Source organism: Helicobacter pylori, assembly GCF_001998165.1.
Lineage (GTDB): Bacteria > Campylobacterota > Campylobacteria > Campylobacterales > Helicobacteraceae > Helicobacter > Helicobacter pylori_DL.
The window spans coordinates 1-22,883 of record NZ_MTWR01000045.1; the positions used below are offsets into that span (position 1 = coordinate 1).

At 37.2% G+C, this 22,883-nt stretch carries 15 protein-coding genes, 1 tRNA gene and 4 pseudogenes; 11 read left to right on the top strand and 9 right to left on the bottom strand.

Going from position 1 to position 22,883, the window contains the following annotated elements:
- Positions 1-28 precede the first annotated feature (28 nt).
- Both BZK24_RS05740 and BZK24_RS05745 read left to right on the top strand, forming a co-directional pair.
- Positions 29-518 (top strand): annotated as a pseudogene (locus BZK24_RS05740) (hypothetical protein).
- Positions 518-1,075, top strand: a pseudogene (locus BZK24_RS05745) (DUF262 domain-containing protein); the annotation flags it as partial. The pseudogenes BZK24_RS05740 and BZK24_RS05745, both read left to right, overlap by 1 nt.
- Here the strand turns inward: BZK24_RS05745 and BZK24_RS05750 are convergent.
- Positions 1,072-2,734, bottom strand: a pseudogene (locus BZK24_RS05750) (HsdR family type I site-specific deoxyribonuclease); the annotation flags it as partial. The pseudogenes BZK24_RS05745 and BZK24_RS05750 sit on opposite strands and share 4 nt — an antisense overlap.
- A 69-nt stretch (positions 2,735-2,803) precedes the next feature.
- Between BZK24_RS05750 and BZK24_RS05755 the strand changes: the two are divergent.
- On the top strand, positions 2,804-5,260 hold the full coding sequence (locus BZK24_RS05755; protein WP_077656845.1) for a type I restriction-modification system subunit M: 2,457 nt from the start codon (positions 2,804-2,806) through the stop codon (positions 5,258-5,260).
- Between the two features lie 5 nt (positions 5,261-5,265).
- Positions 5,266-5,863 (top strand): annotated as a pseudogene (locus tag BZK24_RS05760) (restriction endonuclease subunit S); the annotation flags it as partial.
- 882 nt (positions 5,864-6,745) lie between these two features.
- On the opposite strand, the gene aapA3 reads toward BZK24_RS05760, so the two are convergent.
- From aapA3 to BZK24_RS05790, 5 genes are all read right to left on the bottom strand, one after another.
- A complete protein-coding gene (aapA3, locus tag BZK24_RS10035) occupies positions 6,746-6,838 on the bottom strand; it encodes a type I toxin-antitoxin system toxin AapA3 (RefSeq protein ID WP_000681089.1) in 93 nt (30 codons plus the stop codon).
- 153 nt (positions 6,839-6,991) lie between these two features.
- Entirely contained in the window at positions 6,992-7,618 is a 627-nt protein-coding gene (thyX, locus tag BZK24_RS05775) for an FAD-dependent thymidylate synthase (protein WP_000451929.1), read from the bottom strand.
- A gap of 23 nt (positions 7,619-7,641) precedes the next feature.
- Entirely contained in the window at positions 7,642-9,435 is a 1,794-nt protein-coding gene (gene glmS / locus BZK24_RS05780) for a glutamine--fructose-6-phosphate transaminase (isomerizing) (RefSeq protein ID WP_077656847.1), read from the bottom strand.
- A complete protein-coding gene (locus tag BZK24_RS05785) occupies positions 9,436-9,675 on the bottom strand; it encodes a DUF2443 domain-containing protein (protein WP_000461837.1) in 240 nt (79 codons plus the stop codon).
- A 34-nt stretch (positions 9,676-9,709) separates the two neighbouring features.
- Positions 9,710-10,252 (bottom strand): phosphorylase family protein, encoded by a 543-nt coding sequence (locus BZK24_RS05790; protein WP_021173902.1) that lies wholly within the window; start codon positions 10,250-10,252, stop codon positions 9,710-9,712.
- A 152-nt stretch (positions 10,253-10,404) separates the two neighbouring features.
- Here BZK24_RS05790 and dnaA point away from each other — a divergent pair, with 152 nt between their 5' ends.
- Positions 10,405-11,778: a chromosomal replication initiator protein DnaA gene (gene dnaA / locus BZK24_RS05795; RefSeq protein ID WP_021173903.1), complete on the top strand. Its 1,374-nt coding sequence runs from the start codon at positions 10,405-10,407 to the stop codon at positions 11,776-11,778.
- A gap of 228 nt (positions 11,779-12,006) precedes the next feature.
- Positions 12,007-13,446 (top strand): competence protein, encoded by a 1,440-nt coding sequence (locus BZK24_RS05800; protein WP_077656848.1) that lies wholly within the window; start codon positions 12,007-12,009, stop codon positions 13,444-13,446.
- Between the two features lie 2 nt (positions 13,447-13,448).
- On the opposite strand, the gene BZK24_RS05805 is transcribed toward BZK24_RS05800, so the two are convergent.
- Positions 13,449-13,524 (bottom strand) — tRNA-Phe (locus tag BZK24_RS05805).
- A gap of 101 nt (positions 13,525-13,625) precedes the next feature.
- Here BZK24_RS05805 and BZK24_RS05810 point away from each other — a divergent pair.
- On the top strand, positions 13,626-14,378 hold the full coding sequence (locus BZK24_RS05810; protein ID WP_077656849.1) for an exodeoxyribonuclease III: 753 nt from the start codon (positions 13,626-13,628) through the stop codon (positions 14,376-14,378).
- On the opposite strand, the gene BZK24_RS05815 is transcribed toward BZK24_RS05810, so the two are convergent.
- Together BZK24_RS05815 and BZK24_RS05820 are read right to left on the bottom strand one after the other, a co-directional pair.
- On the bottom strand, positions 14,375-15,010 hold the full coding sequence (locus BZK24_RS05815; protein WP_000668039.1) for an outer membrane protein: 636 nt from the start codon (positions 15,008-15,010) through the stop codon (positions 14,375-14,377). The two genes, BZK24_RS05810 and BZK24_RS05815, sit on opposite strands and share 4 nt — an antisense overlap.
- Before the next feature lie 3 nt (positions 15,011-15,013).
- Entirely contained in the window at positions 15,014-15,361 is a 348-nt protein-coding gene (locus tag BZK24_RS05820; RefSeq protein WP_000837047.1) for a hypothetical protein, read from the bottom strand.
- An 81-nt stretch (positions 15,362-15,442) separates the two neighbouring features.
- Between BZK24_RS05820 and recG the strand changes: the two genes are divergently transcribed.
- From recG to BZK24_RS09395, 4 genes are all read left to right on the top strand, one after another.
- Complete coding sequence (gene recG / locus BZK24_RS05825; protein WP_077656850.1) at positions 15,443-17,314, top strand: ATP-dependent DNA helicase RecG; 1,872 nt, start codon at positions 15,443-15,445, stop codon at positions 17,312-17,314.
- A gap of 48 nt (positions 17,315-17,362) precedes the next feature.
- Positions 17,363-19,258 carry a site-specific DNA-methyltransferase gene (locus BZK24_RS05830; protein ID WP_077656851.1) on the top strand — a complete coding sequence of 632 codons (1,896 nt, stop codon included), beginning with the start codon at positions 17,363-17,365 and terminating at the stop codon, positions 19,256-19,258.
- Positions 19,259-19,260: 2 nt separating this feature from the next.
- A complete protein-coding gene (locus BZK24_RS05835) occupies positions 19,261-22,170 on the top strand; it encodes a type III restriction-modification system endonuclease (RefSeq protein ID WP_077656852.1) in 2,910 nt (969 codons plus the stop codon).
- Between the two features lie 106 nt (positions 22,171-22,276).
- On the top strand, positions 22,277-22,883 hold a 607-nt coding region (locus BZK24_RS09395; protein ID WP_424677881.1), incomplete at its 3' end, for a DUF7149 domain-containing protein.

Sequence of the window (22,883 nt, forward strand, 5' to 3'; positions counted from 1 at the left end):
TTACAGAGTTAAATTCAAAGGAGAAATGATGGCTCAGTTAGAAGATTTAAAAGCGCATGAAAAATATAATTTGTTGTTGTGCTTGTTTAAAAGTGGATACTACAATGATCCGGAAAATAGGGCAGAAAATAAGCCTTTTAAACAAGCTTGTGAGGAATGCACTTTGACTTTTTTTCGCCCAAGAATGGACAAAGTAGCTGAACATAAAGATTTTGAGAAAGTGCGTCAAGCAGATTATGCTGTTGCTATTGTGTATGAGAAATCAAATATTGAAGGGGTTAAAATCCAACGCAGTGTTTTTGCTCTAAAAATTGATCACTTTGAAGTTGATGATGGGGGATCGTTAGTGATTTATGGTGTTTGCGCTCAAAAAGGGAGCCAAGAATACGAAGAATTAGTCAATAAAAACGCATGGTGTCTTACAAATTCCCCACGACTTAACAATTCAATGAAATTGATTAAGAGAAAGAGTTAAGGGGTTATGGGTTTTTACCCATAAACTTATGAAAGGATTTTGATGGAATTGTTAAATTTAGACGGAGTGATTGAAAAAGGCGTGTTTGAAATCCCTAGCTATCAAAGGGGGTATGCATGGCAGATGAAACAATTAGAGGACTTTTGGAACGATTTAGAGCATGTCTCTAAGCTAGAAAACAAATTCCATTACATGCACAGCTTAACTTTGAGAAAGTCTGATGATGATTTTGGAGATATTGATTTTGAAATCATAGACGGCCAGCAACGATTGGCTACAAGTTTGATTTTACTGGGCCTTTTAGCCAAAACCACCCAAAACAAAGACCCAAAGTATTCTTTAATCAACCTTGAACCCATTCTATCCTATAAGTATTATGGTTTGAATGAAGCTTTTAGGGCGATCACTGAAGAAGAAGACTTAGAAAAATTTAAAACTTCTTTTTACGCTAAAAATCTTATTAGTGCTTATGAATTTTTTAAGGAAAAAACTAGCAATATCACTAATCCAACGCTCAATAAACTGCTTGATGCTCTCACTAAGAAAATGCTTTTTAGCGTAGTGGAATTGAATGATGACCGAATCGATCCGTTCAGCTCTTCTAAAAAATCGCTCTCGCAATCTTTAAGATCAGCGATATTGGGTTCATAGCTTGTGATCACAGCCACCTTATCCTTTAATTCTGTTTCTAAAAAGAGTTCAAAATACCGGCATGCGTTATACACGCTTTCAGCCACCAGCATGGCATTCCCTTTTCCATTCCTTAATCGTGGGAGTTTTGCCATATCCAATACAATATCTTGCACAATGCGAGCTAATCTGTCTTTAGTGGAAAAAACCTTTTGCAAATTAACCCATTTCTTTTTAAGCTCTGTTTTAGCCGTCTCATTCAAGCCTTGGGTTTTCAATTCAAAATATTCGTCTAGCTTTTCAGGGCTACTGACATATTGATCCACGCTTCTGGCTTCATAGTTTAAATCTAGCACCACTTTATCGCTAACGGCTTCATTAAATTTATAGCAATGGATATAATCCCCAAACACTTCCTGGCTTGTCTTTTTATCTTGTTTCAACAAAGGCGTGCCGCTAAAGGCGATAAAAATCGCATTAGGGAGCAGGCTTTTCATGGCTTTATGCAATTTAGCGCTTTGGGTTCTGTGGCATTCATCCACTAAAACAATCCATTCCTTTAAAACAGGTTGTTTTTTTAAATCTTCTAAGTCGTTGTCATCAAACTTATGCACAAGCGCTCCAACCAAAAATTTCTTATTTTCAACCAGCACGCTCAACAAATCCTTCTTGCTGTCTGCGCGATAAAGATCCTCGCCTATCCCTTCAAACACGCCTTGAATTTGAGCGTCTAATTCCCTCCTGTCCGTAACGATTAAAATCCTTGCCTGTTTGATATTTCCTCTTAGCCATTGAGTAAGCCACACCATAGTAAGGCTCTTACCGCTGCCTTGCGTGTGCCAGATAATCCCCCCCTTCTTTTCTGTTGATAAATTCTTGCGTTTTTTTAATTGCAAAATATTGGTGGAACCTGGCGCATTTCTTTTGCCCCTTATCAAAAATCAAAAAATCATGGATAAATTCTAAAAACCTTTCTTTTTTTAAAAAGCATTCAATCGTCTCAAACAAATTTTTTTGAACGCCTTCTTCTTTCCAAGAAAGGTAGTATTTTTCTTTAGTTTCTATGACGCCATATTTTAACCCTTGACTTTCATTGCCCGCCATAACCAATTGGATCGTTTTAAAAAAATCTCTAATAAACTCTTTCTTCTGGTTGTCTAAATTTTGCCTGATACCGCTTTCTACGCTCACGCTGGATTTTTTCAATTCTAGCACCCCTAAGGCGATCCCATTAACATAAAGCACTATGTCCGGCCGTTTTGCGTTTGGCCCTTTAACGCTCACTTCTTCAGCCACGCTAAATTCATTCTTAGAAACGTCTTTCCAATCAATGAGATAAGTCGTTTGGAAGTTTTCATTCTGGCTTATTTTAGTTCCCACGCCATAAATTAAAAGCTCGTAAAATGTTTGATTCGCTTCGTATAAATCGTTTTTTAAAGTGTTATGGATTTTCTGCTCAATTTTATGCCACCTTTCATCATTGATTTTTTGATTTTTAATTAACCATGCTTTTAGGCTTTCTTTATTGATGTTTTTATTATCGCTCTTTGTTAAATCCCCTAAATACGCATAGCCCATGGTTTTAAAAGTTTCTATGACTTGTTTTTGAACTTCTTTTTCTGTTTTCATTATAAACCCCTTAAGAACGCTTTTTACCGCTTTATATTATAATCCTAAAAACAAAATAGGGCGGTTAAAATGGCGATCAAAAAAAGCGAATTGTATAGCTCTTTATGGGCTGGAGCGGATAGCTTAAGGGGCGGAATGGATGCGAGCGAGTATAAAAACTACGTTTTGAACCTACTTTTTTTAAAATACATCAGCGATAAAGCCAGAAACAATAACTTTAGCGAAATAGAAGTGCCACAAGGGTGTTTTTATGAAGACATTCTCGCTTTAGAGGGCGATAAGGAAATAGGCGACAAGCTCAATAAAATCATCGCCAAGATCGCAAAGCGAAACGAATTAGAAGGCGTGATTGACAGCGTGGATTTTAACGATAACACTAAGCTAGGCGAGGGTAAGGCGATGATTGACACCCTTTCTAATCTGGTTAAAATCTTTGCGGATTTGAGTTTGGGTGCGCATGGGGCTTTAGACGATGATTTACTGGGCGATGCTTACGAATATTTAATGCGCCATTTTGCCAGCGAGTCCGGTAAATCCAAAGGGCAGTTTTACACCCCTAGCGAAGTTTCGCTTTTATTGTCCCTTTTGCTTGGCATTGATGAAAACACCAGACAGGATAAAAGCATCTATGATCCCGCTTGCGGGAGCGGTTCGTTATTGTTAAAAGCTTCTAGTTTAGCCGGTAAAAACGGTTTAACTATCTATGGTCAAGAAAAAGACATTTCCACGACAGCCCTTTGTAAAATGAATATGATCTTGCACAATAGCGCTACTGCTGATATTGCTAAAGGGGGTTCTAGCACCCTTTCTAACCCCCTTTTTACTACTGAAAATGGCATGCTAAAAACCTTTGATTATGTTGTGGCTAACCCTCCCTTTAGCCTGAAAAATTGGACTGACGGGCTAAGCATAGACCCTAAAAGCAAGCAAGTCATTAACGATCGTTTCAATCGTTTTGAAGACGGCACGCCCCCTGAAAAAAATGGCGATTTCGCTTTTTTGCTCCACATCATCAAATCCCTAAAAAACACAGGCAAAGGGGCAGTGATTTTGCCTCATGGGGTGCTATTTAGGGGGAACGCTGAGGGCGCAATTAGAAAAAATCTTTTAATGAAAGGCTATATTAAAAGCGTGATAGGCCTAGCCCCTAACCTTTTTTATGGCACTTCCATTCCTGCATGCGTGATCGTTTTAGACAAAGAAAACGCGCATGCCAGAAAGGGCGTTTTTGTGATTGATGCGAGCAAGGATTTTAAAAAAGACGGCAATAAAAACCGCTTGAGAGAGCAAGATGTCCAAAAAATGATAGACACTTTTAACGCTTCAAAAGAAATCCCTTATTATTCTAAAATGGTGAGTCTAGAAGAAATCAGCGCTAACGACTATAACTTGAATATCCCGCGCTACATTGCCTCCCAACAAGAATTGGAAAAAGACTTGTTCGCTTTAATCAACAGCCACAAGGCCAGTTATTTGCCCAAAAACGAAATAAAAGCCTACGCCCCTTATTTTCAAGTGTTTAAAGAGCTTAAAAACACGCTGTTTAAAAAGAGCGATAAAGAGGGCTATTACGCTTTAAAAACAGAATGCGAAAACATTAAAGAATTAATCATTCAAAGCTCAGAATTCCAAACCTTCCACGCTTCTGTTTTGAGCGCTTTTGACCGATTGGAACTACCCACAACTTTTAATGATTTAGAGCCAGGTTTTAACCCAAAAACTCTCATAGAAAGCGTTTGTTCAAAGGTTTTAAAAGAATTTGAAAAAGTGGGAATTTTAGACAAATACGGCGTGTATCAGCTCTTCAAAGATTACTACAACGAAGTCTTACAAGACGATTGGTTTCTTCTTTCATTCAATGATTTTAGAAGCGCTAAAGAATTGAGAAAATTAACCCCCCTAAAAGACAAGAACAAAAAAGCCAATTATTTAGAGGAGCCGGATTTTATCATTCAAAAAACCTACTATAAAAGCGATCTAATCCCTAAAAACCTGATCAAACAACGCTTTTTTGAAAAAGAAACAAAAGAATTAGAAGAATTAGAAAACGCCCTCAATGAAAAAGAAGCTCTTTTAGATGAATTTATAGAAGAGCATTCTAACGAAGAGGGGCTTTTTGATAGATTGAAAATCAATGAAAGCGTTTTGAAAAAAGAGCTAAAAAACGCCACCGATTTAGAAGATAAACAAATCCTAAAAACCGCTTTAGAATGGCTAGAAGCTAAAAACAAGGCGCTAAAAATGAAAAATAAAGCTTATGAGGAGCTGGAATTAAAAGCGTTCCACCAGTATAAAAACTTAAAACTAGGCGAAATTAAGGATCTCATCATCAAAGACAAATGGCTTAACAGCCTAAAAAACGCCCTAGAAAACAAGATCCAAAAACGCATCAACGCTTTGACTAGCGCCCTTAATGAAATCATTCAAACTTACTCTAACAGCTTGTTAGAACTGGACAAAGAAGTCAAAGAGAGCGAATCAAAAGTTTTAGAGCATTTGAAAGATTTGGGGTTAATGGGGTGGTAGAATGCATGGACGCATTGACAACGCCCTCAAATTGGCAAAGAGTGAGGCTTGGGGATGTTGCCAAAATTATTGGCGGAGGCACACCTAGCACTCAAATAACATCATTTTGGAATGGCAGTATTAATTTGGTTTACGCCTACAGAAATAGGCATAACAAAATATGTTTATAAAAGTCAGCGAACAATCACGCCATTAGGGTTAAAAAAGTCAAGCGCTAAACTTTTACCTATAGGAACAATCTTATTGACAAGTCGCGCCAGCATTGGAGATTGTGCCATTCTTAAAGGGGTAGCTACAACAAATCAAGGTTTTCAATCGCTAATACCATTAGAAAAAATCAATAATGAATTTTTATACTATTTAATGTTAACACTAAAAAATAAATTATTAAAATTGGCAAGTGGTAGCATTTTTTTAGGAGTTAGCCCAAACAAAATTAAAAATTTACTAATCCCCCTACCCCCTCTAAACGAACAAATCGCTATCGCTAACATTTTAAGCGCTTTGGATCATGAAATCACAAGCCTTAAAAACAAAAAACGCCAATTTGAAAACATCAAAAAAGCTTTAAACCACGATTTAATGAGCACTAAAATCAGGGTTTTAAACAAATAAGTTTTATAACAAAAATAAAACCTAAAAAATGCTAAAAAGCATTTTTTACAATCAAATAATAAAAGAGCTTGATTTTAATCAAGCGATAATTTCTTGAGACGGTTTTAGGGGGTTAGGGGGTTTTAAAAAAATAAGTTTTATAACAAAATGACCAACGCCCCAAAAGTCAAGGACAAACCCGCTTCATAAGGAAACTCCTAAGCTTTTAGGCTTAAGGGAACTTTGGCTAATACATTACTTTTCTATAGAAAAGACTACTTTAAACCCCTTAAAAGAGATTTTAATGTATAATACTAGCCAAGAGTTTTTATCATGTTTTCTTTTCATGATAAACCCTTTTAAGAACAGATTTGCCCCATAAAGCGAACTTATGGGGCGTGATGAAATCCTACAACAAACCCCCTTAAAACTCCATCTCATCAAACGCTAAAAACAAGATTAAAAAATTGAATGAAAAGATAAAGAAATAATTAACGCCCCAAAAGTCAAGGACAAACCCGCTTGAAAAGGAAACCCCTAAGCTTTTAAACTCAGGGGAACTTTGGCTAATGCATTACTTTTCTATAGAAAAGACCACTTTAAACCCCTTAAAAGAGATTTTAATGTATAATACTAACCAAGAGTTTTTATCATGTTTTCTTCGCATGATAAACCCTTTTAACCGTGATTTGCCCCATATCGCAACTATGGGGCGTGATGGAATCCTACAACAAACCCCCTTAAAACTTTTAATTTTACAAACGCTAAAACAAGATTAAAAAATGTGAATGAAAATATAAAGAAATAATTAACGCCCCAAAAAGTCAAGGACAAACCCGCTTATAAAGGAAACCCCTAAGCTTTTAAACTTAAGGGAACGCTCTTAGAAAATCAGCGTTTCACAGAAACGATCACTTTAAGCCCCAAAAAAGCAAACTCAAAGTATAATGTTTTCCAAGAGCGTTTGCCATTTTTGTGTTTCATGGCATGCTCCTTTTGACATAGGATTTGCCCCATAACGCAACTATGGGGCGTGAAAAATCCTACAACAAACCCCCTTAAAACTCCATCTCATCAAACGCAAAAACAAGGCGTTTTTAAAACATTAAAGAACTAATCAAGCGGATATTTTTATGCCTAATGTTTCAAACAATCTTCAAACAAATATTGATGCTCGCCAGGTAAAGCGTCAAATAAGGCTTTGGCTAAATCTTGCATTTCTTTTAAGGCTTTATTACTGCTTCTTAAAGTCAATAAATTTTGCAAGCTCCTAGCGTTAATGCTATAGGCTAAATGCGTTTTATAGCTTTCAGGCATGGCGTATTTGGCTAAATCGTTTTTAATGTTATGCTCGCTCAATAAAACCCTGAGATTTTCTAAAGCTAAAACGCTCATTGCATTCACTTTTTCATTATCCACAAAAACTAAAAACTCTTTGGCTCTTTCTAAATTCGTTTCATTAAGGGGTAAAAAGCTCTCCACTTCTTTCAATTCCCTTAAAGTGTAACGGCTTGATTTCACGCTCAAGCTCGCTATTCGATGCCGGCTCAATTCTTGCAACGCCCCCCTGCTCAAACCCTTGATTTCAAAATTGTAATAAAGATGCTCTAAAGTGGAAGAATGCCTAAAAATATTCCCCACCCTGTGGATCAAATCCCTATCCTTACAACCTCCATCATCGCTGTATTCAAAACTCTGCCAACAAGTGCGGATCGCTTGGCTCGCAATGTCTAAAGGGGTGTAATGCTTACAAATCACTTCCATTATTTGACTCCTAATATCGCTTTTTATTCCACGGTAACGCTTTTAGCCAAGTTTCTTGGGTGATCCACATCGTGGTTCAAACGCATAGCGATTTCTAAAGCTAAAAGCTGCATCGCTAAATTCATGCGGAAAAATTCTTCCATGTAGCTTTCGCTCTCTTCTAATTGGATAAAATCATCAGCGATCTCTAAAATTTCAGAGCTTAACACGCAAATCGTAGAATCCCTAGCGCTCAATTCTTCAATATTGCTTTTGGTTTTATCAAATAACAGATGCTTAGACAATAAAGCAATGGTAAAAAGATTAGAATCCACCAACGCAATAGGCCCATGCTTCATTTCCGCGCTCGCATACCCCTCAGCGTGCAAGTAGCTGATTTCTTTAAGTTTTAGCGCCCCTTCTAAAGCGAGTGGGTAAAACACATCGCGCCCGATATAAAAAAAGCCATGCCCATGCAAGTAGCGTTTGGATAAACGCTTGATCTTTTCATGCAATTTAGGCTCTACTTTCATCGCCTTCACGCTATTGAGCATGTTTTTAGCCTGGATTCTTTCTTCTTCTTTAGAGATGGTCCCTAATTGTTTGCCCATATACACGCTCAAAAGCCATAAAAGCATCACTTGCGAAGAAAACGCCTTAGTGGATGCCACGCTCCTTTCTACCCCCGCTCTAATCAAAAGCGTGTGATCACTAATGCGGCTCATCATGCTAAAAGGAGCGTTACACAAACTAATGGTTTTAAGCCCTTGGGCTTTGGCTAATTTTAAAGCCTCCAAAGTGTCAGCGGTTTCGCCGCTTTGAGAAATCGCTATAAAAAGCTCGTTAGGGTTGCTTTTAAAATGGGCGTAGCGGTATTCGCTCGCTAAAATGGCTCTCGCTCTTATTTTGGCTAATCTTTCAAACAAATACACGCTCGCCAAACTCGCATGGTAACTGCTCCCGCAAGAACACAGCGTGATCTCGCTCACGTTTTCTAAAAATTCAGGATCGATCTCGCAATACACACTCAAGGCTTCCAAGCGCCCCTCTAAGCACTCTAACAAACTGCTGTGTTGCTCATAAATCTCTTTTTCTAAATAATTCCTAAAATTGCCTTTAGAATAATCCTTGTTTTCAAAAGCGTAATCTTTCATGTTTTCAATGTGTTTTAAATCTTTAAAATTTTCTAAAGAAATCCGCCCCACGCTGTTTTCTTCTAAAATGACAAATTGATCCACTTTAGGGGCCAACACGCTCAAACTGGACGCAAAAAACACCCCCTCTTTGCCCTTACCCACGATTAAGGGCGAAGAAGATTTAGCGTAAAACAAGCTCTCTTTAGCCCTTTTATGGAGCATTAAAATCGCATAGCTCCCTTTCAAAAGGCTGATGCTTTTTTCAAAGGCTTTCAATAAATCGCCCTCGCTTTTAAGCGTTTCTTCTAATAAATGCGCAATCACTTCCGTGTCCGTTTGGCTTAAAAACGCATGCCCTTTATTTTCCAATTCCTTTTTCAAACTCGCATAATTTTCAATGATGCCATTATGCACTAAGGCTAAATTTTCTGTAAAATGCGGGTGGGCGTTCGCGCTGCTTGGCTTGCCATGCGTCGCCCATCTCGTATGAGCGATACTCACGCCAAAATTTAAAAACTCTTTATTTTTAAGCTCTGATCTAAGGTTTTCTAATTTCCCTTGAGTTTTAAACACTTCCAAACGATCATTGCTCAATACGGCTAAGCCAGCGCTGTCATAACCTCTGTATTCTAATTCCTTTAATCCCTCTAAAAGAACGGATTTTTTCTCGCTATCCCCTATATAACCTACAATCCCACACATTTAAAACACCAATAACCCTTTTTTGATTTTATTTAAAGCGTTAATAAGCTCCTTCAATCGCTCCACTTCTTCGCTTAGTTGCGTAAAAAACGCTTCATTCACGCCCTTTGGCATGTCCATGCTCCCTCTTTTAATCTCAATAAAATCCCCCAAACTCAAATTCGCTAATTTTAAAAGCATTTCAATTTCATTTTGCGAATCTTCAATATCCGCTAAAATCTTGCGTATTTTTTCAAACATGTGATCGCCTTTAATTTAGAATGCTCCATGATAGCTAAACTATTAAATTATCAATGATGTTTTCTAAAATCTGTTTGACTTTGGCGTGGTTTTCTTTAAATTCCTTATGCGCATTAAGTCCCACATGATTGCTCACGCAAAAAATCCCTTTAGCTTTCAAAGAAAAAATTTTAGCCACGCTTAAAACGCTAAAAAACTCCATGTTTTCTAATAAAACGCCCTTTTGAACCATTTTTTTAGCAAACATTTCGCTCGTGTGGATGTAGTTACTGCTATTCACACCCACCCTTTCAAAAAGAGCCTGCTCTTTAGTTTCTATGTGAATGGAATTATCTAAAGGCGTGTAGCTGTTTAAATGGCTAAAACTCTCTTCAATTTGATAGCCTTGAGTGCTTTCAAACACGCTCAAAAGCTCCGTTTCTGGGCTATAACTCCCCGCGCTCCCTATAAAAATAAGGCTCTTAATATTAGGGTTTTTTAAACACATTCTCGTTAAATTGATCGCGCTCTCTATCAAGCCCACACCAATAGGCACCGCTTTTTTTAAAGTCTCATTCCTTCCTGCGCAAAGCAGCATGAAAATCCTTTTTTTGCATCCATTAGCTTATTATAAAACAAGCATTATAGACAAACCCTTAAAAGAAACACCTTAATTTTAGGGCTTCATTCACATTTCATTCACATGCCATTCCTTTTTCATTCACCACTTATTCACGCTATAATAACGCCATGGATACCAACAACAATATTGAAAAAGAAATCTTGGCGCTAGTCAAACAAAATCCTAAAGTTAGTCTCATAGAGTATGAAAATTACTTTAGCCAGCTCAAATACAACCCTAACGCGAGCAAGAGCGATATTGCCTTTTTTTATGCCCCCAACAAAGTCTTATGCACCACGATTACGGCTAAATACGGCGCGTTGCTTAAAGAAATTTTAAGCCAGAATAAAGTCGGCATGCACTTAGCCCATAGCGTGGATGTGCGTATTGAAGTAGCGCCTAAAATCCAAATTAGTGCCCAATCTAATATCAATTACAAAGCCATAAAAACGAGCGTCAAAGACTCTTACACTTTTGAAAATTTTGTCGTAGGATCATGCAATAACACCGTTTATGAAATCGCTAAAAAAGTCGCCCAAAGCGATACCCCCCCTTATAACCCGGTGCTTTTTTATGGCGGCACAGGGTTAGGCAAAACGCACATTTTAAACGCTATCGGCAACCATGCCCTAGAAAAGCATAAAAAAGTCGTGTTAGTCACTTCAGAAGATTTTTTGACAGACTTTTTAAAGCATTTAGACAACAAAACCATGGATTCTTTTAAAGCAAAATACCGCCATTGCGACTTTTTCTTGTTAGATGACGCCCAATTTTTGCAAGGAAAACCCAAACTAGAAGAAGAATTTTTCCACACTTTCAACGAATTGCACGCCAACAGCAAACAAATCGTATTGATTTCAGACCGATCGCCTAAAAACATCGCCGGCTTAGAAGATCGCTTAAAATCGCGCTTTGAATGGGGGATAACCGCTAAAGTCATGCCCCCTGATTTAGAAACCAAGCTCTCCATCGTCAAACAAAAATGCCAACTCAATCAAATCATTTTGCCTGAAGAAGTGATGGAATACATCGCCCAACACATCAGCGACAATATCCGCCAAATGGAAGGCGCGATCATTAAAATCAACGTGAACGCGAACTTAATGAACGCTCCCATTGATTTGAATCTCGCTAAAACCGTTTTAGAAGATTTGCAAAAAGATCATGCCGAAGGCTCAAGCTTAGAAAATATCTTACTCGCTGTCGCGCAAAGCTTAAATCTCAAATCCAGTGAAATCAAAGTCTCTTCGCGCCAAAAAAATGTCGCTTTGGCGAGAAAATTAGTCGTGTATTTCGCCAGGCTTTATACCCCCAACCCCACGCTTTCGCTCGCCCAGTTTTTGGATTTAAAGGATCATTCAAGCATTTCCAAAATGTATTCTAGCGTTAAAAAAATGCTTGAAGAAGAAAAAAGCCCTTTTATTTTAAGCCTTAGAGAAGAAATCAAAAACCGCTTGAACGAATTGAACGACAAAAAAACCGCTTTCAAATTGAGTGAATGAAAAAAGGCTTATGAAAAAGCGTTTCATTCACTCTTTTTCAAATCCTATAACCCCCCTAAAAACGCGCACCCCTAAAGCTTTTTAATTTTTCATTCCATCCATTCACGCCCCTACTACTGTTACTAATTATTATTAATTAAAGTGTTACCTATCTATAACTTATTGATGACTTTTACTAAACCTTTTTTTAAGATATAATCCAAAAATCTAAAATAAAAAGGAATAAGCATGAAAAAATCCCTTTGTCTGTCTTTCTTTCTGACCTTCTCTAACCCTCTTCAAGCCCTTGTCATTGAGCTTTTAGAAGAAATCAAAACTTCACCGCATAAAGGCACTTTTAAGGCTAAAGTCCTTGATTCTAAAGAACCAAGACAAGTTTTAGGCGTTTATAATATCTCCCCACACAAAAAACTCACGCTCACTATCACTCACATATCCACCGCAATCGTTTATCAACCCCTTGATGAAAAACTTTCTTTAGAAACGACCTTAAGCCCTAACCGCCCTACTATCCCTAGAAACACCCAAATCGTTTTTTCTTCAAAAGAATTGAAAGAACCGCACTCAAACCCAATACCTTCTTTAAACGCGCCCATGCAAAAACCACAAAATAAACCCAGCTCATCGCAACAATCCCCTCAAAACTTTTCTTACCCAGAGTCCAAACTAGGCTCTAAAAACTCTAAAAACAGCCTTTTACAGCCTTTAGTAACTCCTAGCAAAGTAAGCCCTGCTAATGAAGTTAAAACGCCAACAAACGACGCTAATCCCCCTTTAAAGCATTCTTCACAAGATCAAGAAAACAACCTTTTTGTAGTGCCACCCACTGAAAAAACGCTCCCTAATAACACCTCTAACGCTGATGCGAGTGAAAACAATGAAAACAACGAAAATAGGGACAATGTGGAAAAACAAGCGATTAGAGATCCTAATATTAAAGAATTCGCATGCGGAAAATGGGTTTATGACGATGAAAATTTACAAGCCTATCGCCCAAGCATTTTAAAACGCATTGATAAAGACAAAGAGATTACAACAGACATTACCCCTTGCGATTACAGCACCGCTGAAAATAAAAGCGGTAAAATCATTACCCCCTATACTAAAATCTCTGTTCATAAAACAGAGCCTTTAGAAGACCCTCAAACTTTTGAAGCTAAAAATAATTTCGCCATTCTCCAAGCCAGAAGCTCTACAGAAAAGTGTAAAAAGGCTAGAGCGAGAAAAGACGGCACGACTAGGCAATGCTATCTGATAGAAGAGCCTTTAAAACAAGCGTGGGAGAGTGAGTATAAAATCACCACGCAATTAGTGAAAGCCATTTATGAACGCCCCAAACAAGACGACCAAATAGAGCCGACTTTCTATGAAACCAGCGAATTGGCTTATTCTTCCACACGAAAAAGCGAAATAATGCATAATGAATTGAATTTGAATGAAAAATTCATGGAATTTGTGGAAGTGTATGAGGGGCATTATTTGAACGATATAGTCAAAGAAAGCAGTGAATACAAAGAATGGGTTAAAAACCATGTGCGCTTTAAAGAAGGGGTGTGCATGGTTTTAGAAATAGAAGAGCAACCACGAGCCAAAAGCACGCCTTTGAGTATTGAAAACTCTCGTGTGGTTTGTGTCAAAAAGGGGAATTATTTATTCAACGAAGTTTAAGATGGTGGCTTGAGGCGGAATCGAACCACCGACACGAAGATTTTCAGTCTTCTGCTCTACCGACTGAGCTATCAAGCCAAGCAAAAGATAATTATTACATAAAAAAGGTAAAACAAAGCTTAATTTTTAAAAAAATGACTAAAAAGATATAATTCACTCAAAATCAAACAAGGATTAAAATGAAATTGATTTCATGGAATGTGAACGGGTTAAGAGCTTGCATGACTAAGGGCTTTATGGATTTTTTTAATAGCGTTGATGCAGATGTTTTTTGCATTCAAGAATCTAAAATGCAACAAGAACAAAACACCTTTGAATTTAAAGGGTATTTTGATCTTTGGAATTGCGCGATTAAAAAAGGCTATTCTGGGGTGGTAACTTTCACTAAAAAAGAGCCTTTAAGCGTGAGCTATGGGATCAATATGGAAGAGCATGACAAAGAAGGGCGCGTAATAACTTGCGAATTTGAGTCGTTTTATTTAGTGAATGTTTATACCCCTAATTCCCAACAAGCCCTATCTAGGCTTAGTTATCGCATGAGTTGGGAAGTGGAATTCAAGAAATTTTTAAAAGCTTTAGAGTTAAAAAAACCGGTCATTGTGTGTGGGGATTTGAATGTGGCCCACAATGAAATTGATTTAGAAAACCCCAAAACCAACCGAAAAAACGCGGGCTTTAGCGATGAAGAGAGAGGGAAATTCAGCGAGCTTTTGAACGCTGGTTTTATTGACACTTTCCGTTATTTTTACCCCAACAAAGAAAAGGCTTATACTTGGTGGAGTTACATGCAACAAGCAAGGGACAAAAACATTGGTTGGCGCATTGATTATTTTCTATGCTCTAATCCTTTAAAAACGCGCTTAAAAGACGCTTTAATCTATAAAGATATTTTAGGGAGTGATCATTGTCCGGTGGGGTTGGAATTAGTTTAAAGGTAGAAAGTGTGCGAAATAAAGACGGAAAAAAGCCTTACAAAGGGTGAGTCGTATTCAAAAGCAAAAGGCCATTTGACTCCCACTTCAATACTAGCGTCATGGTGGAATAGCACGGTTTGGAATTTAAACCCCACTAAACCTAGCATCCTAAAATTGGAAGTTTTGAGCGAAAACCCTTGAATGCTGCGCCAATCGTCAATGATGAAATTCGCGCTGTGTTTGGAAATCGTCCATGTGTTTTCAGCAACTTGCATGCCATAAAAAAGAGAAAATACATACAAGGGGTTCTTATTGTATTCTACGATCAAATCCCCTCCAAAGCCGTAAGTGAACATGTTCGCTTGAGCACCCGTTCTTTTATTGAGAATGACATTCCCATAATCCATAAAAAAATAATAGCGCGAATAAAACCAGTAGTTAGTGGGGTTAATCTCCCAGCCTAAAGAAAAGCTCGCCCCTTCAATCGTGCGTTTGAGATCGTTGTATTTTTTCATGATCATTTTCCCTACCTGGTATTGAGAAGCCACATAAAAACGGCTTTTGGCTTGCGTAAGGGTAGGGCTTAAAAAACAAACGCTTAAAAATAAAGGGGTTACTTTTTTAAATAAATCCTTTGAAAAAAATTTCACACTTTAATACTTCCTGTTGAGCGGGGAGTTAAGATTGTCTTGGTGGTTAGTGGCTCGTTGCAAAACATTGTTCGTTCTTTTTTGCGAAGGATCAGCGTTTTCTTCATTATTGATTTCATCAATTTTATTTTCGTTATTGATCAGATCATTCACCTCTTTAGTGGCTTTTTCATCTTCTTCTTCATGCTCAATCTTTTTTATATCCTTATTCGCTTGATTGATTGGATTGTTTTGAGTGGTTTTAGTGTTGTTTTGGTGCGATTGGGACGATTTTTTAGGCTCGTCTTTGCATGCGCTCAACAGGCTTAAAACAAAAGAGATAGCAATAAAATGAGTGATTTTAGATTTCATCAATTAAATTTCCTTAAGTCAATGTATAATTTGATTATCTTATCATAAAAACGATTAAGGATTGGCTAGGGTAAGAACAAATTGCAAGAAACAGATAATTTATTAAAAACATTGAACGTGAAATCGCTTTTAGAAGCCTTGCTTGTTTATACGCCCAAAGGCTATAAAGATTTGAATTTATTAGAGCGTTTTGAAACGGGCTTGAGCGGCGTTTTAGAAGTGGGTATTTTAGAAAAAAGAAACTACGCCAAAGTTTTAAAGATTTTCGCCTATTCCAAACGATTTTACAAAAATTTAGAGCTTGTTTTTTTCAATTACAGCGCGTTCCATTATAACCAGTTTAAAACCGGCGAGAGTTTGTTCATTTATGGTAAATTAGAGCAAAGCTCTTTTAATCAAGCTTATATCATTAACACGCCTAAAATCCTTACCGAATTTGGCAAGATTTCTTTAATTTTTAAAAAAGTTAAAAACCATAAAAAAATACAAGAAAATTTACAAAAACTCCTTTCTTTAGAAAATTTAAAAAAGGAAGGCGTTAAAGAAAATATCGCGCATTTATTATTAGAAATCTTTTTCCCCACGCCGCATTTTGTCAAGGATTTTGAAACGAATAAAAATTTCCCTTCGCAACATTTAAATGCATTAAAATACATTGAAATGCTTTTTTATATGAAAAATTTAGAGCGCAAAAAATTGCAATTCAACGCTAAAATCGCATGCCCCAATAACAGCGAACGCTTGAAAGCGTTTATCGCTTCTTTACCCTTTAAACTCACGCGCGATCAACAAAACGCCATTAAAGAAATCCAAAGCGATCTCACCAGCCCCATAGCGTGCAAGCGTTTGATTATAGGCGATGTGGGGTGCGGGAAAACGATGGTGATTTTAGCGAGCATGGTATTAGCCTACCCTAATAAAACCCTTTTAATGGCGCCCACTTCCATTCTCGCTAAACAGCTTTATCACGAAGCCTTAAAATTTTTACCCCCTTATTTTGAAGTGGAATTACTGCTCGGCGGGAGCCATAAAAAGCGATCCAATCATTTGTTTGAAAAAATCACGCATGTTGTTATCGGCACGCAAGCGTTGTTGTTTGATAAGCGCGATTTAGATAAATTCGCTCTAGTGATCACTGATGAACAGCACCGATTTGGCACCAAGCAGCGCTACCAATTAGAAAAAATGGCAAGCAGTAAGGGCAATAAACCCCATTCCTTGCAATTTTCCGCTACCCCCATTCCTCGCACTCTGGCTTTAGCCAAAAGCGCGTTTGTGAAAACGACCATGATTAGAGAAATCCCTTATCCTAAAGAAATTGAAACTCTGGTCTTGCATAAAAGGGAATTTAAAATAGTGATGGAAAAAATTAGCGAAGAAATCGCTAAAAACCACCAAGTCATTGTCGTTTATCCGCTGGTGAATGAGAGCGAAAAAATCCCGTATTTATCGCTCAGTGAGGGGGCGAGTTTTTGGCAAAAACGCTTTAAAAACGTTTATACCACTTCAGGGCAAGATAAAAATAAAGAAGAAGTGATTGAAGAATTTAGAGAGTTTGGGAGCATTCTTTTAGCGACTACGCTCATTGAGGTGGGCATTTCTTTACCACGATTGAGCGTTATGGTGATTTTAGCGCCCGAAAGGTTAGGCTTAGCGACTTTACACCAGTTAAGGGGGCGCGTGTCTCGTAACGGCTTGAAAGGCTATTGTTTTTTATGCACGATTCAAGAAGAAAACGAACGATTAGAAAAATTTGCTGATGAATTAGACGGCTTTAAAATCGCTGAATTGGATTTAGAATACAGAAAAAGCGGGGATTTACTCCAAGGGGGGGAGCAGAGCGGGAATAGTTTTGAATACATTGACTTAGCCAGAGATGAAATCCTTATCGCTGAAGTGAAACAAGATTTTTTAAAAAACGCTAGCGTTTCACAAGGAACATTTGAAAATTGAAAATTAAGTTGGAATTGGGTAATTTAAATCATTTAAAAAAGGATAGCAATGCAAAATAAAGAAATTAATCAAGAAAAAAGCGTTAATGAAAAAAATTTAGAGGTATTCAATCGTTATTTTCCCGGTTGCTTGAGTATGGAAAATGACAACCAACTCACGCTGGATACAAGAAAATTAAAAGCGTTACTAGGGGATTTTAGCGAGATAAAAGAAGAGGGCTATGGGTTGGATTTTGTGGGTAAGAAAATCGCCTTGAATCAAGCTTTTAAGAAAAATCATAAGATTTTAAAACCCTTAAATGAATCCACTAGCAAGCACGTTCTCATCAAGGGCGATAATTTAGACGCTCTCAAAATCTTAAAACAAAGCTATAGTGAAAAAATCAAAATGATTTACATTGATCCGCCTTACAACACGAAAAACGAGAGTTTTATCTATGGCGATGATTTCTCGCAATCCAATGAAGAGGTTTTAAAACAATTGGATTATTCTAAAGAAAAGCTGGATTACATCAAGAATCTTTTTGGGTCAAAATGCCATAGCGGGTGGCTTAGTTTCATGTATCCCAGATTGCTGCTCGCTAGAGATTTGCTCAAACAAGACGGCGTGATTTTCATCAGCATTGACGATAACGAGTGCGCTCAACTCAAACTTTTATGCGATGAGATTTTTGGGGAGGGGAATTTTGTGGCTGATTTCATTAGAAAAACTAAAAGCACGACTAATGACGCTAAAACGGGTGTCAATTACCAGCATGAGTTTTTGCTTTGTTATGCGAAAAATAAAGAATTTGTCAATCTCTTGGGGGGAGAAAAGAATTTAGAAAATTACAAAAACCCCGATAACGACCCTAATGGAGCATGGATTAATGATAACCCTAGTGCAAAAAGAATGACACCAAATAGCATGTTTAAAATTATTAATCCTTATACAGGCAAAGTGGATTATCCGCCTGTGGGTATGTCTTGGCGTTTTTCACAAAATACAATACAAAAACACATTGATGAGGGGCGGATTTGTTTTAAAAAAAAGCATAAGGAAAATGAAAGAGGCTTTATTTACAAACGCTATTTAAAGGATTTAAAAACCACGCAAAAGACTTTTGATAGCTTAGTTTTTACAGACAATCTTTATATGAACCAAGTGGCGACTAAAGAGTTACTAAAACTTGAATTAGCGGAGTATTTTAGTTATCCAAAGGGTGTGGATTTTATGGCTAAGATTGTAGAACATGCTACCGAAAAAGGCGACATCATCTTAGATTTTTTTGCCGGGAGCGGGACGACCGCGCATGCCGTGTTAGAGAGTAATAAGAGCGATTATCAAAAATTAAGTGAGGGGGGGGGGGGGTTATTTAATGGCTTGAGCGCCGCATTTAAAGAAAGGCGCTTCATTCTCGTCCAATTAGATGAAAAAATTGAGAAAAACAAAAGCGCTTATGATTTTTGTTTAAACACCCTAAAATCACCCTCCCCAAGCATTTTTGACATCACCGAAGAAAGGATTAAAAGAGCGGGGGCTAAAATCAAAGAAGCTTGCCCCCATTTAGATGTGGGGTTTAGAGCGTTTGAAATCATTGATGATGAAACGCATGCTAATGATAAAAATCTCAGTCAAGCCCATCAAAAGGATTTATTCGCTTATTCTAACCTTGATAGAATGGAAACTCAAACGATTTTAATCAAGCTTTTAGGCTGCGAGGGTTTGGAGCTCACTACGCCTATAACTTGCTTGATTGAAAACGCCTTGTATCTGGCTCAAAATACGGCTTTCATTGTGGGGGATATAGAAATGAGTGAGGTTTTAGAAAACTTGAAAGATAAAGGGGTGGAAAAAATTAGCATGTATATGCCCGCTATCAGTAACGATAGGCTGTGTTTGGAATTAGGCAGTAATTTGTTTGATTTGAAATTAGAGAGCGGCGATTTAAAGATTAGGGGGTAGAGGTGAAAATCAAATTCAAACGATTGGACTATCAGGAGCAATGCCGGGACCAAATTTTAGGGGTGTTTAAGGGGATTGATTTGAGAGAGCCAGAAAATGACGCTCAAAGGATTGCTAACCCTGTTTTTGAAATAGGGGCGATCAAAGATCTTTTATTAGAAAATATTGAGAATTTGCGATCGAAACAAAAAATAACCCAGGGGAGCGTGGGGATTGAGAAGTCGTTAAACTGCGATATTTTAATGGAAACAGGCACAGGGAAGACCTTTTGCTTTTTGGAATGCGTTTATGCTTTGCACAAAAACTACCGTTTGTCAAAATTTATCGTTTTAGTGCCAAGCAACGCCATTAAATTAGGGGTTTTAAAGAGCGTTGAAATCACCAGAGAATTTTTTAAAAACGAGTATTCTAACACGCATTTAGAAAGCTATGAAGATGTAGAAAGATTCATTTTAGCGAGTAATCACAAATGCTGCGTGTTGGTGATGACTTTTTCCGCCTTTAATAAAAAAGATAACATTATCAATCAATCATGCCTAGAAAACACGAATCTATTCAATGGCGCAAAAAGTTACATGCAAGCTTTAGCGAGTATGCGCCCTATCGTCATCATGGACGAACCGCACCGATTTTTAGGCGATAAAACAAAAAAATATTTGGAACAATTAAACGCTTTACTCACGCTCAGGTTTGGGGCGACTTTTAAAGATGATTATAATAATTTGATTTATGCGCTAGACAGCAAAAAAGCGTTTGATTGCGCCCTAGTGAAAAGCATTAGCGTGGCGTCTGTGGGGGAGAGCGATGAGTATTTTTTAGAGCTTAAAGAGGCTAACAAAAAACAAAATGAAGCGACGATCAATTACACGAATTTAGAAAATAAAACTCAAAGCGTCAAAGTCAAAACGCATGATAATTTAGGGGTGGTAACTCAAATCAGCGCTTTAGAAGATTACATTGTAGAAAAAATCACTAAAACTGAGATTCGTTTTCTCAATGGCTTTAATTTGTTACTGGATCAAAAAGAGCCTTTTTCTTATTTTGTAGAGGGCGAGCAAGAAGTGATGCTGAAAGAAGCGATAAAAAGCCATTTTGAAAGAGAAGAAGGGCTTTTTAAAAAGGGGATTAAAGCCTTGTGCATGGTGTTTATTAGCGGGGTGAATAGCTATTTAAGCGAGAATGAACAGCCGGCCAAATTAGCCCTTTTATTTGAAAAACTCTACCAACAAGAGCTTGAAAAAGTTTTAAAAACGCCTTTAGATGAGAATTATAGAGCGTATTTAGAGCGCGCTAAAGAGGATATTAAAAGAGTGCATGGAGGGTATTTCGCTAAAAGCAAGAAAGAGGGCGATGAAGCTAAAGCGATCGAACTCATTTTAAAAGAAAAAGAAAAATTGCTGAGTTTTGACTCCGATCTCAGGTTTATTTTTTCGCAATGGGCGTTGCAAGAGGGGTGGGATAACCCTAATGTGATGACGATTTGCAAATTAGCCCCCAGCCATTCCAATATCACTAAATTGCAACAAATCGGTAGGGGGTTAAGGCTCGCTGTGAATGACAAGGGCGAACGCATCACTAAAGAGCATGCTGATTTTGATTTTGTCAATGAATTGGTGGTGATCGTGCCGCAAGTTGAGGGGGATTTTGTGGGAGCGATCCAGCAAGAGATAAGTGAACACAGCTTGATCAAACAAGCATTCAGTGGGGAAGAGCTAGAAAAAAGCGGCATGGTTAAAAAAGGGTATTATGGGCCTTTATTTGAAAAGTTAGAGGGTTTGGGCTTTGGAGAAAAAACAGATGATGAAAATTTTAAACTCACTCTCAATCAAAACGAATTTTTAAAAAAAGAGCCAGAACTTGAAAAATTAAAAGATGAAACATACTTGGATTTTGAAAAATTAAAAGATTTTTTAAAAGATCGCTTGATTGGTAATTCCAGAGTGAGGGACAAAAACGAGCGAAAAACTGAAAAAATCAAAATCAATAAAGAAAATTTTAAAAAATTTGAAACCTTATGGGATAGCTTGAATCATCAAGCCTGTATCGCTTATGCCATTGATAGCGAGAGCTTGATTGATGAAATTGTCAAAAAGATCAATGCTTCTTTTAAGGTCAGTTCAAAAAGCGTTTCGGTTACGATGCATAAAAAAGTAGAAACGATGGGAAATAACGCCAAAACAGAGATTTTTGAGCGAGAAAGCGCATGCGTGTGGAGCTTGCATGAATTTATCAGCGCCTTGTCTAATAAGGTGAAATTGAGTTTTAAAAGCGTGGCTAAAGTGTTAGAAAACATTGATGAAAACAAGTTTAATGAAATTAAAAAAAACGAACAAGAGGGCTTAAAGCGCTTAGAAGATCTGTTTTTGGAAATCATTTATCAAAATATTAAAGATAAAATTTCCTATCAAATGCGCGAAACGACGATTAAAAACAGAAAAAACGATGCGTTTTATGATGAAAAAGGAGAAATTAGAGAATTTTTAGACGGGAGTTTGGGGGTGGATAAATATGAGATTAAAAATTCAAGCGCTCAAGAAAAATGCCTGTATGAAAATTTCATGCAAGTGGATAGCGAGATTGAAAAAGACACGATTGAAGAATCTAACGACACTAAAATCATTGTTTTTGGTAAGCTCCCTAGGATTAAAATCCCGATAGGGTTAAATCAAACTTATAGCCCTGATTTTGGGTATGTGGTTGAAAATAACGATAAAAAAGTGTTGTTAGTGGTAGAAACTAAGGGGGTTGATAAAAAAAGCGAATTACGCCCTGAAGAAGAGCAGAAAATTTCAACCGCTAAGAAATTTTTTGAAGCTTTAAAAAAGCAAGGCGTGAATATTGAATACAAAACCAAGCTGAATGATGATCAATTAAGCGCGTTGATCAATGAAGTTTTGAATAGCAAAGATTAGAGTTATTTTAATGTTTCACATGGAACAATTTTAAAGAAAAGCGTTTTATTTAAAATTCATACCACTTTTGTTATAATCGTTTTCATCCCATTTCAAAGGCGTTTTCATGATTTGTTTCACTCGCATCTTGCTCAAAGATTTTATTAAAAAACACAATCCCCCAACACCCACAAAAGAAACTATAGAAAATTTTGAAAAAGAAATAAACAGCTTATTAGAAAACGCGCCAAGACAAGATGATGAAGAATTTCAAAAAAATGAAATCAATAAGTTTTTAAAAAATACCTATGGCTATGACTGCAACACCCGTAAAAAAGTGGATAGCGCGATCCGTGTGGATGGGGAAGTTCGGGTGCTTATTGAAGTCAAAGCCCTAAATAAAAAGACAGAATTCCCCAAAAACAGAGAAAACCCGCTCAGTAAAGCCTTTTGTCAAATGGTTTTGTATTTTTTAAAAGAGACAGAAAAAAACAATTCCCTAAAACATACCATTATTTGCAACGCGCATGAATTTTTCCTCTTTGATTGTAAGGATTTGCTTTTTTTAAACGAAGATAAACGCATCAAAGATTTCTATAAAAAATGCGTTAAAAAAGAAGGCACAGACCCCAAAACCAAAAAATTCTACAGCGATTTAGAGGAATATTTAAAAAAGGATTTTGAAGGCGAACTCCGCTACACTCACTTTAATTTGAGCAGTTATGATCCTAAAG

What these genes read in the sequence shown, in the direction of transcription:
- glmS (WP_077656847.1), bottom strand. Translation starts at nt 9,435, where the DNA reads ATGTGTGGGATTGTAGGTTATATAGGGGATAGCGAGAAAAAATCCGTT.
- BZK24_RS05810 (WP_077656849.1), top strand. Translation starts at nt 13,626, where the DNA reads ATGAAATTGATTTCATGGAATGTGAACGGGTTAAGAGCTTGCATGACT.
- thyX (WP_000451929.1), bottom strand. Translation starts at nt 7,618, where the DNA reads ATGGAAGTGATTTGTAAGCATTACACCCCTTTAGACATTGCGAGCCAA.
- BZK24_RS05755 (WP_077656845.1), top strand. Translation starts at nt 2,804, where the DNA reads ATGGCGATCAAAAAAAGCGAATTGTATAGCTCTTTATGGGCTGGAGCG.
- BZK24_RS05785 (WP_000461837.1), bottom strand. Translation starts at nt 9,675, where the DNA reads ATGTTTGAAAAAATACGCAAGATTTTAGCGGATATTGAAGATTCGCAA.
- BZK24_RS05820 (WP_000837047.1), bottom strand. Translation starts at nt 15,361, where the DNA reads ATGAAATCTAAAATCACTCATTTTATTGCTATCTCTTTTGTTTTAAGC.
- BZK24_RS05790 (WP_021173902.1), bottom strand. Translation starts at nt 10,252, where the DNA reads ATGCTGCTTTGCGCAGGAAGGAATGAGACTTTAAAAAAAGCGGTGCCT.
- BZK24_RS05800 (WP_077656848.1), top strand. Translation starts at nt 12,007, where the DNA reads ATGAAAAAATCCCTTTGTCTGTCTTTCTTTCTGACCTTCTCTAACCCT.
- aapA3 (WP_000681089.1), bottom strand. Translation starts at nt 6,838, where the DNA reads ATGAAACACAAAAATGGCAAACGCTCTTGGAAAACATTATACTTTGAG.
- dnaA (WP_021173903.1), top strand. Translation starts at nt 10,405, where the DNA reads ATGGATACCAACAACAATATTGAAAAAGAAATCTTGGCGCTAGTCAAA.
- BZK24_RS05830 (WP_077656851.1), top strand. Translation starts at nt 17,363, where the DNA reads ATGCAAAATAAAGAAATTAATCAAGAAAAAAGCGTTAATGAAAAAAAT.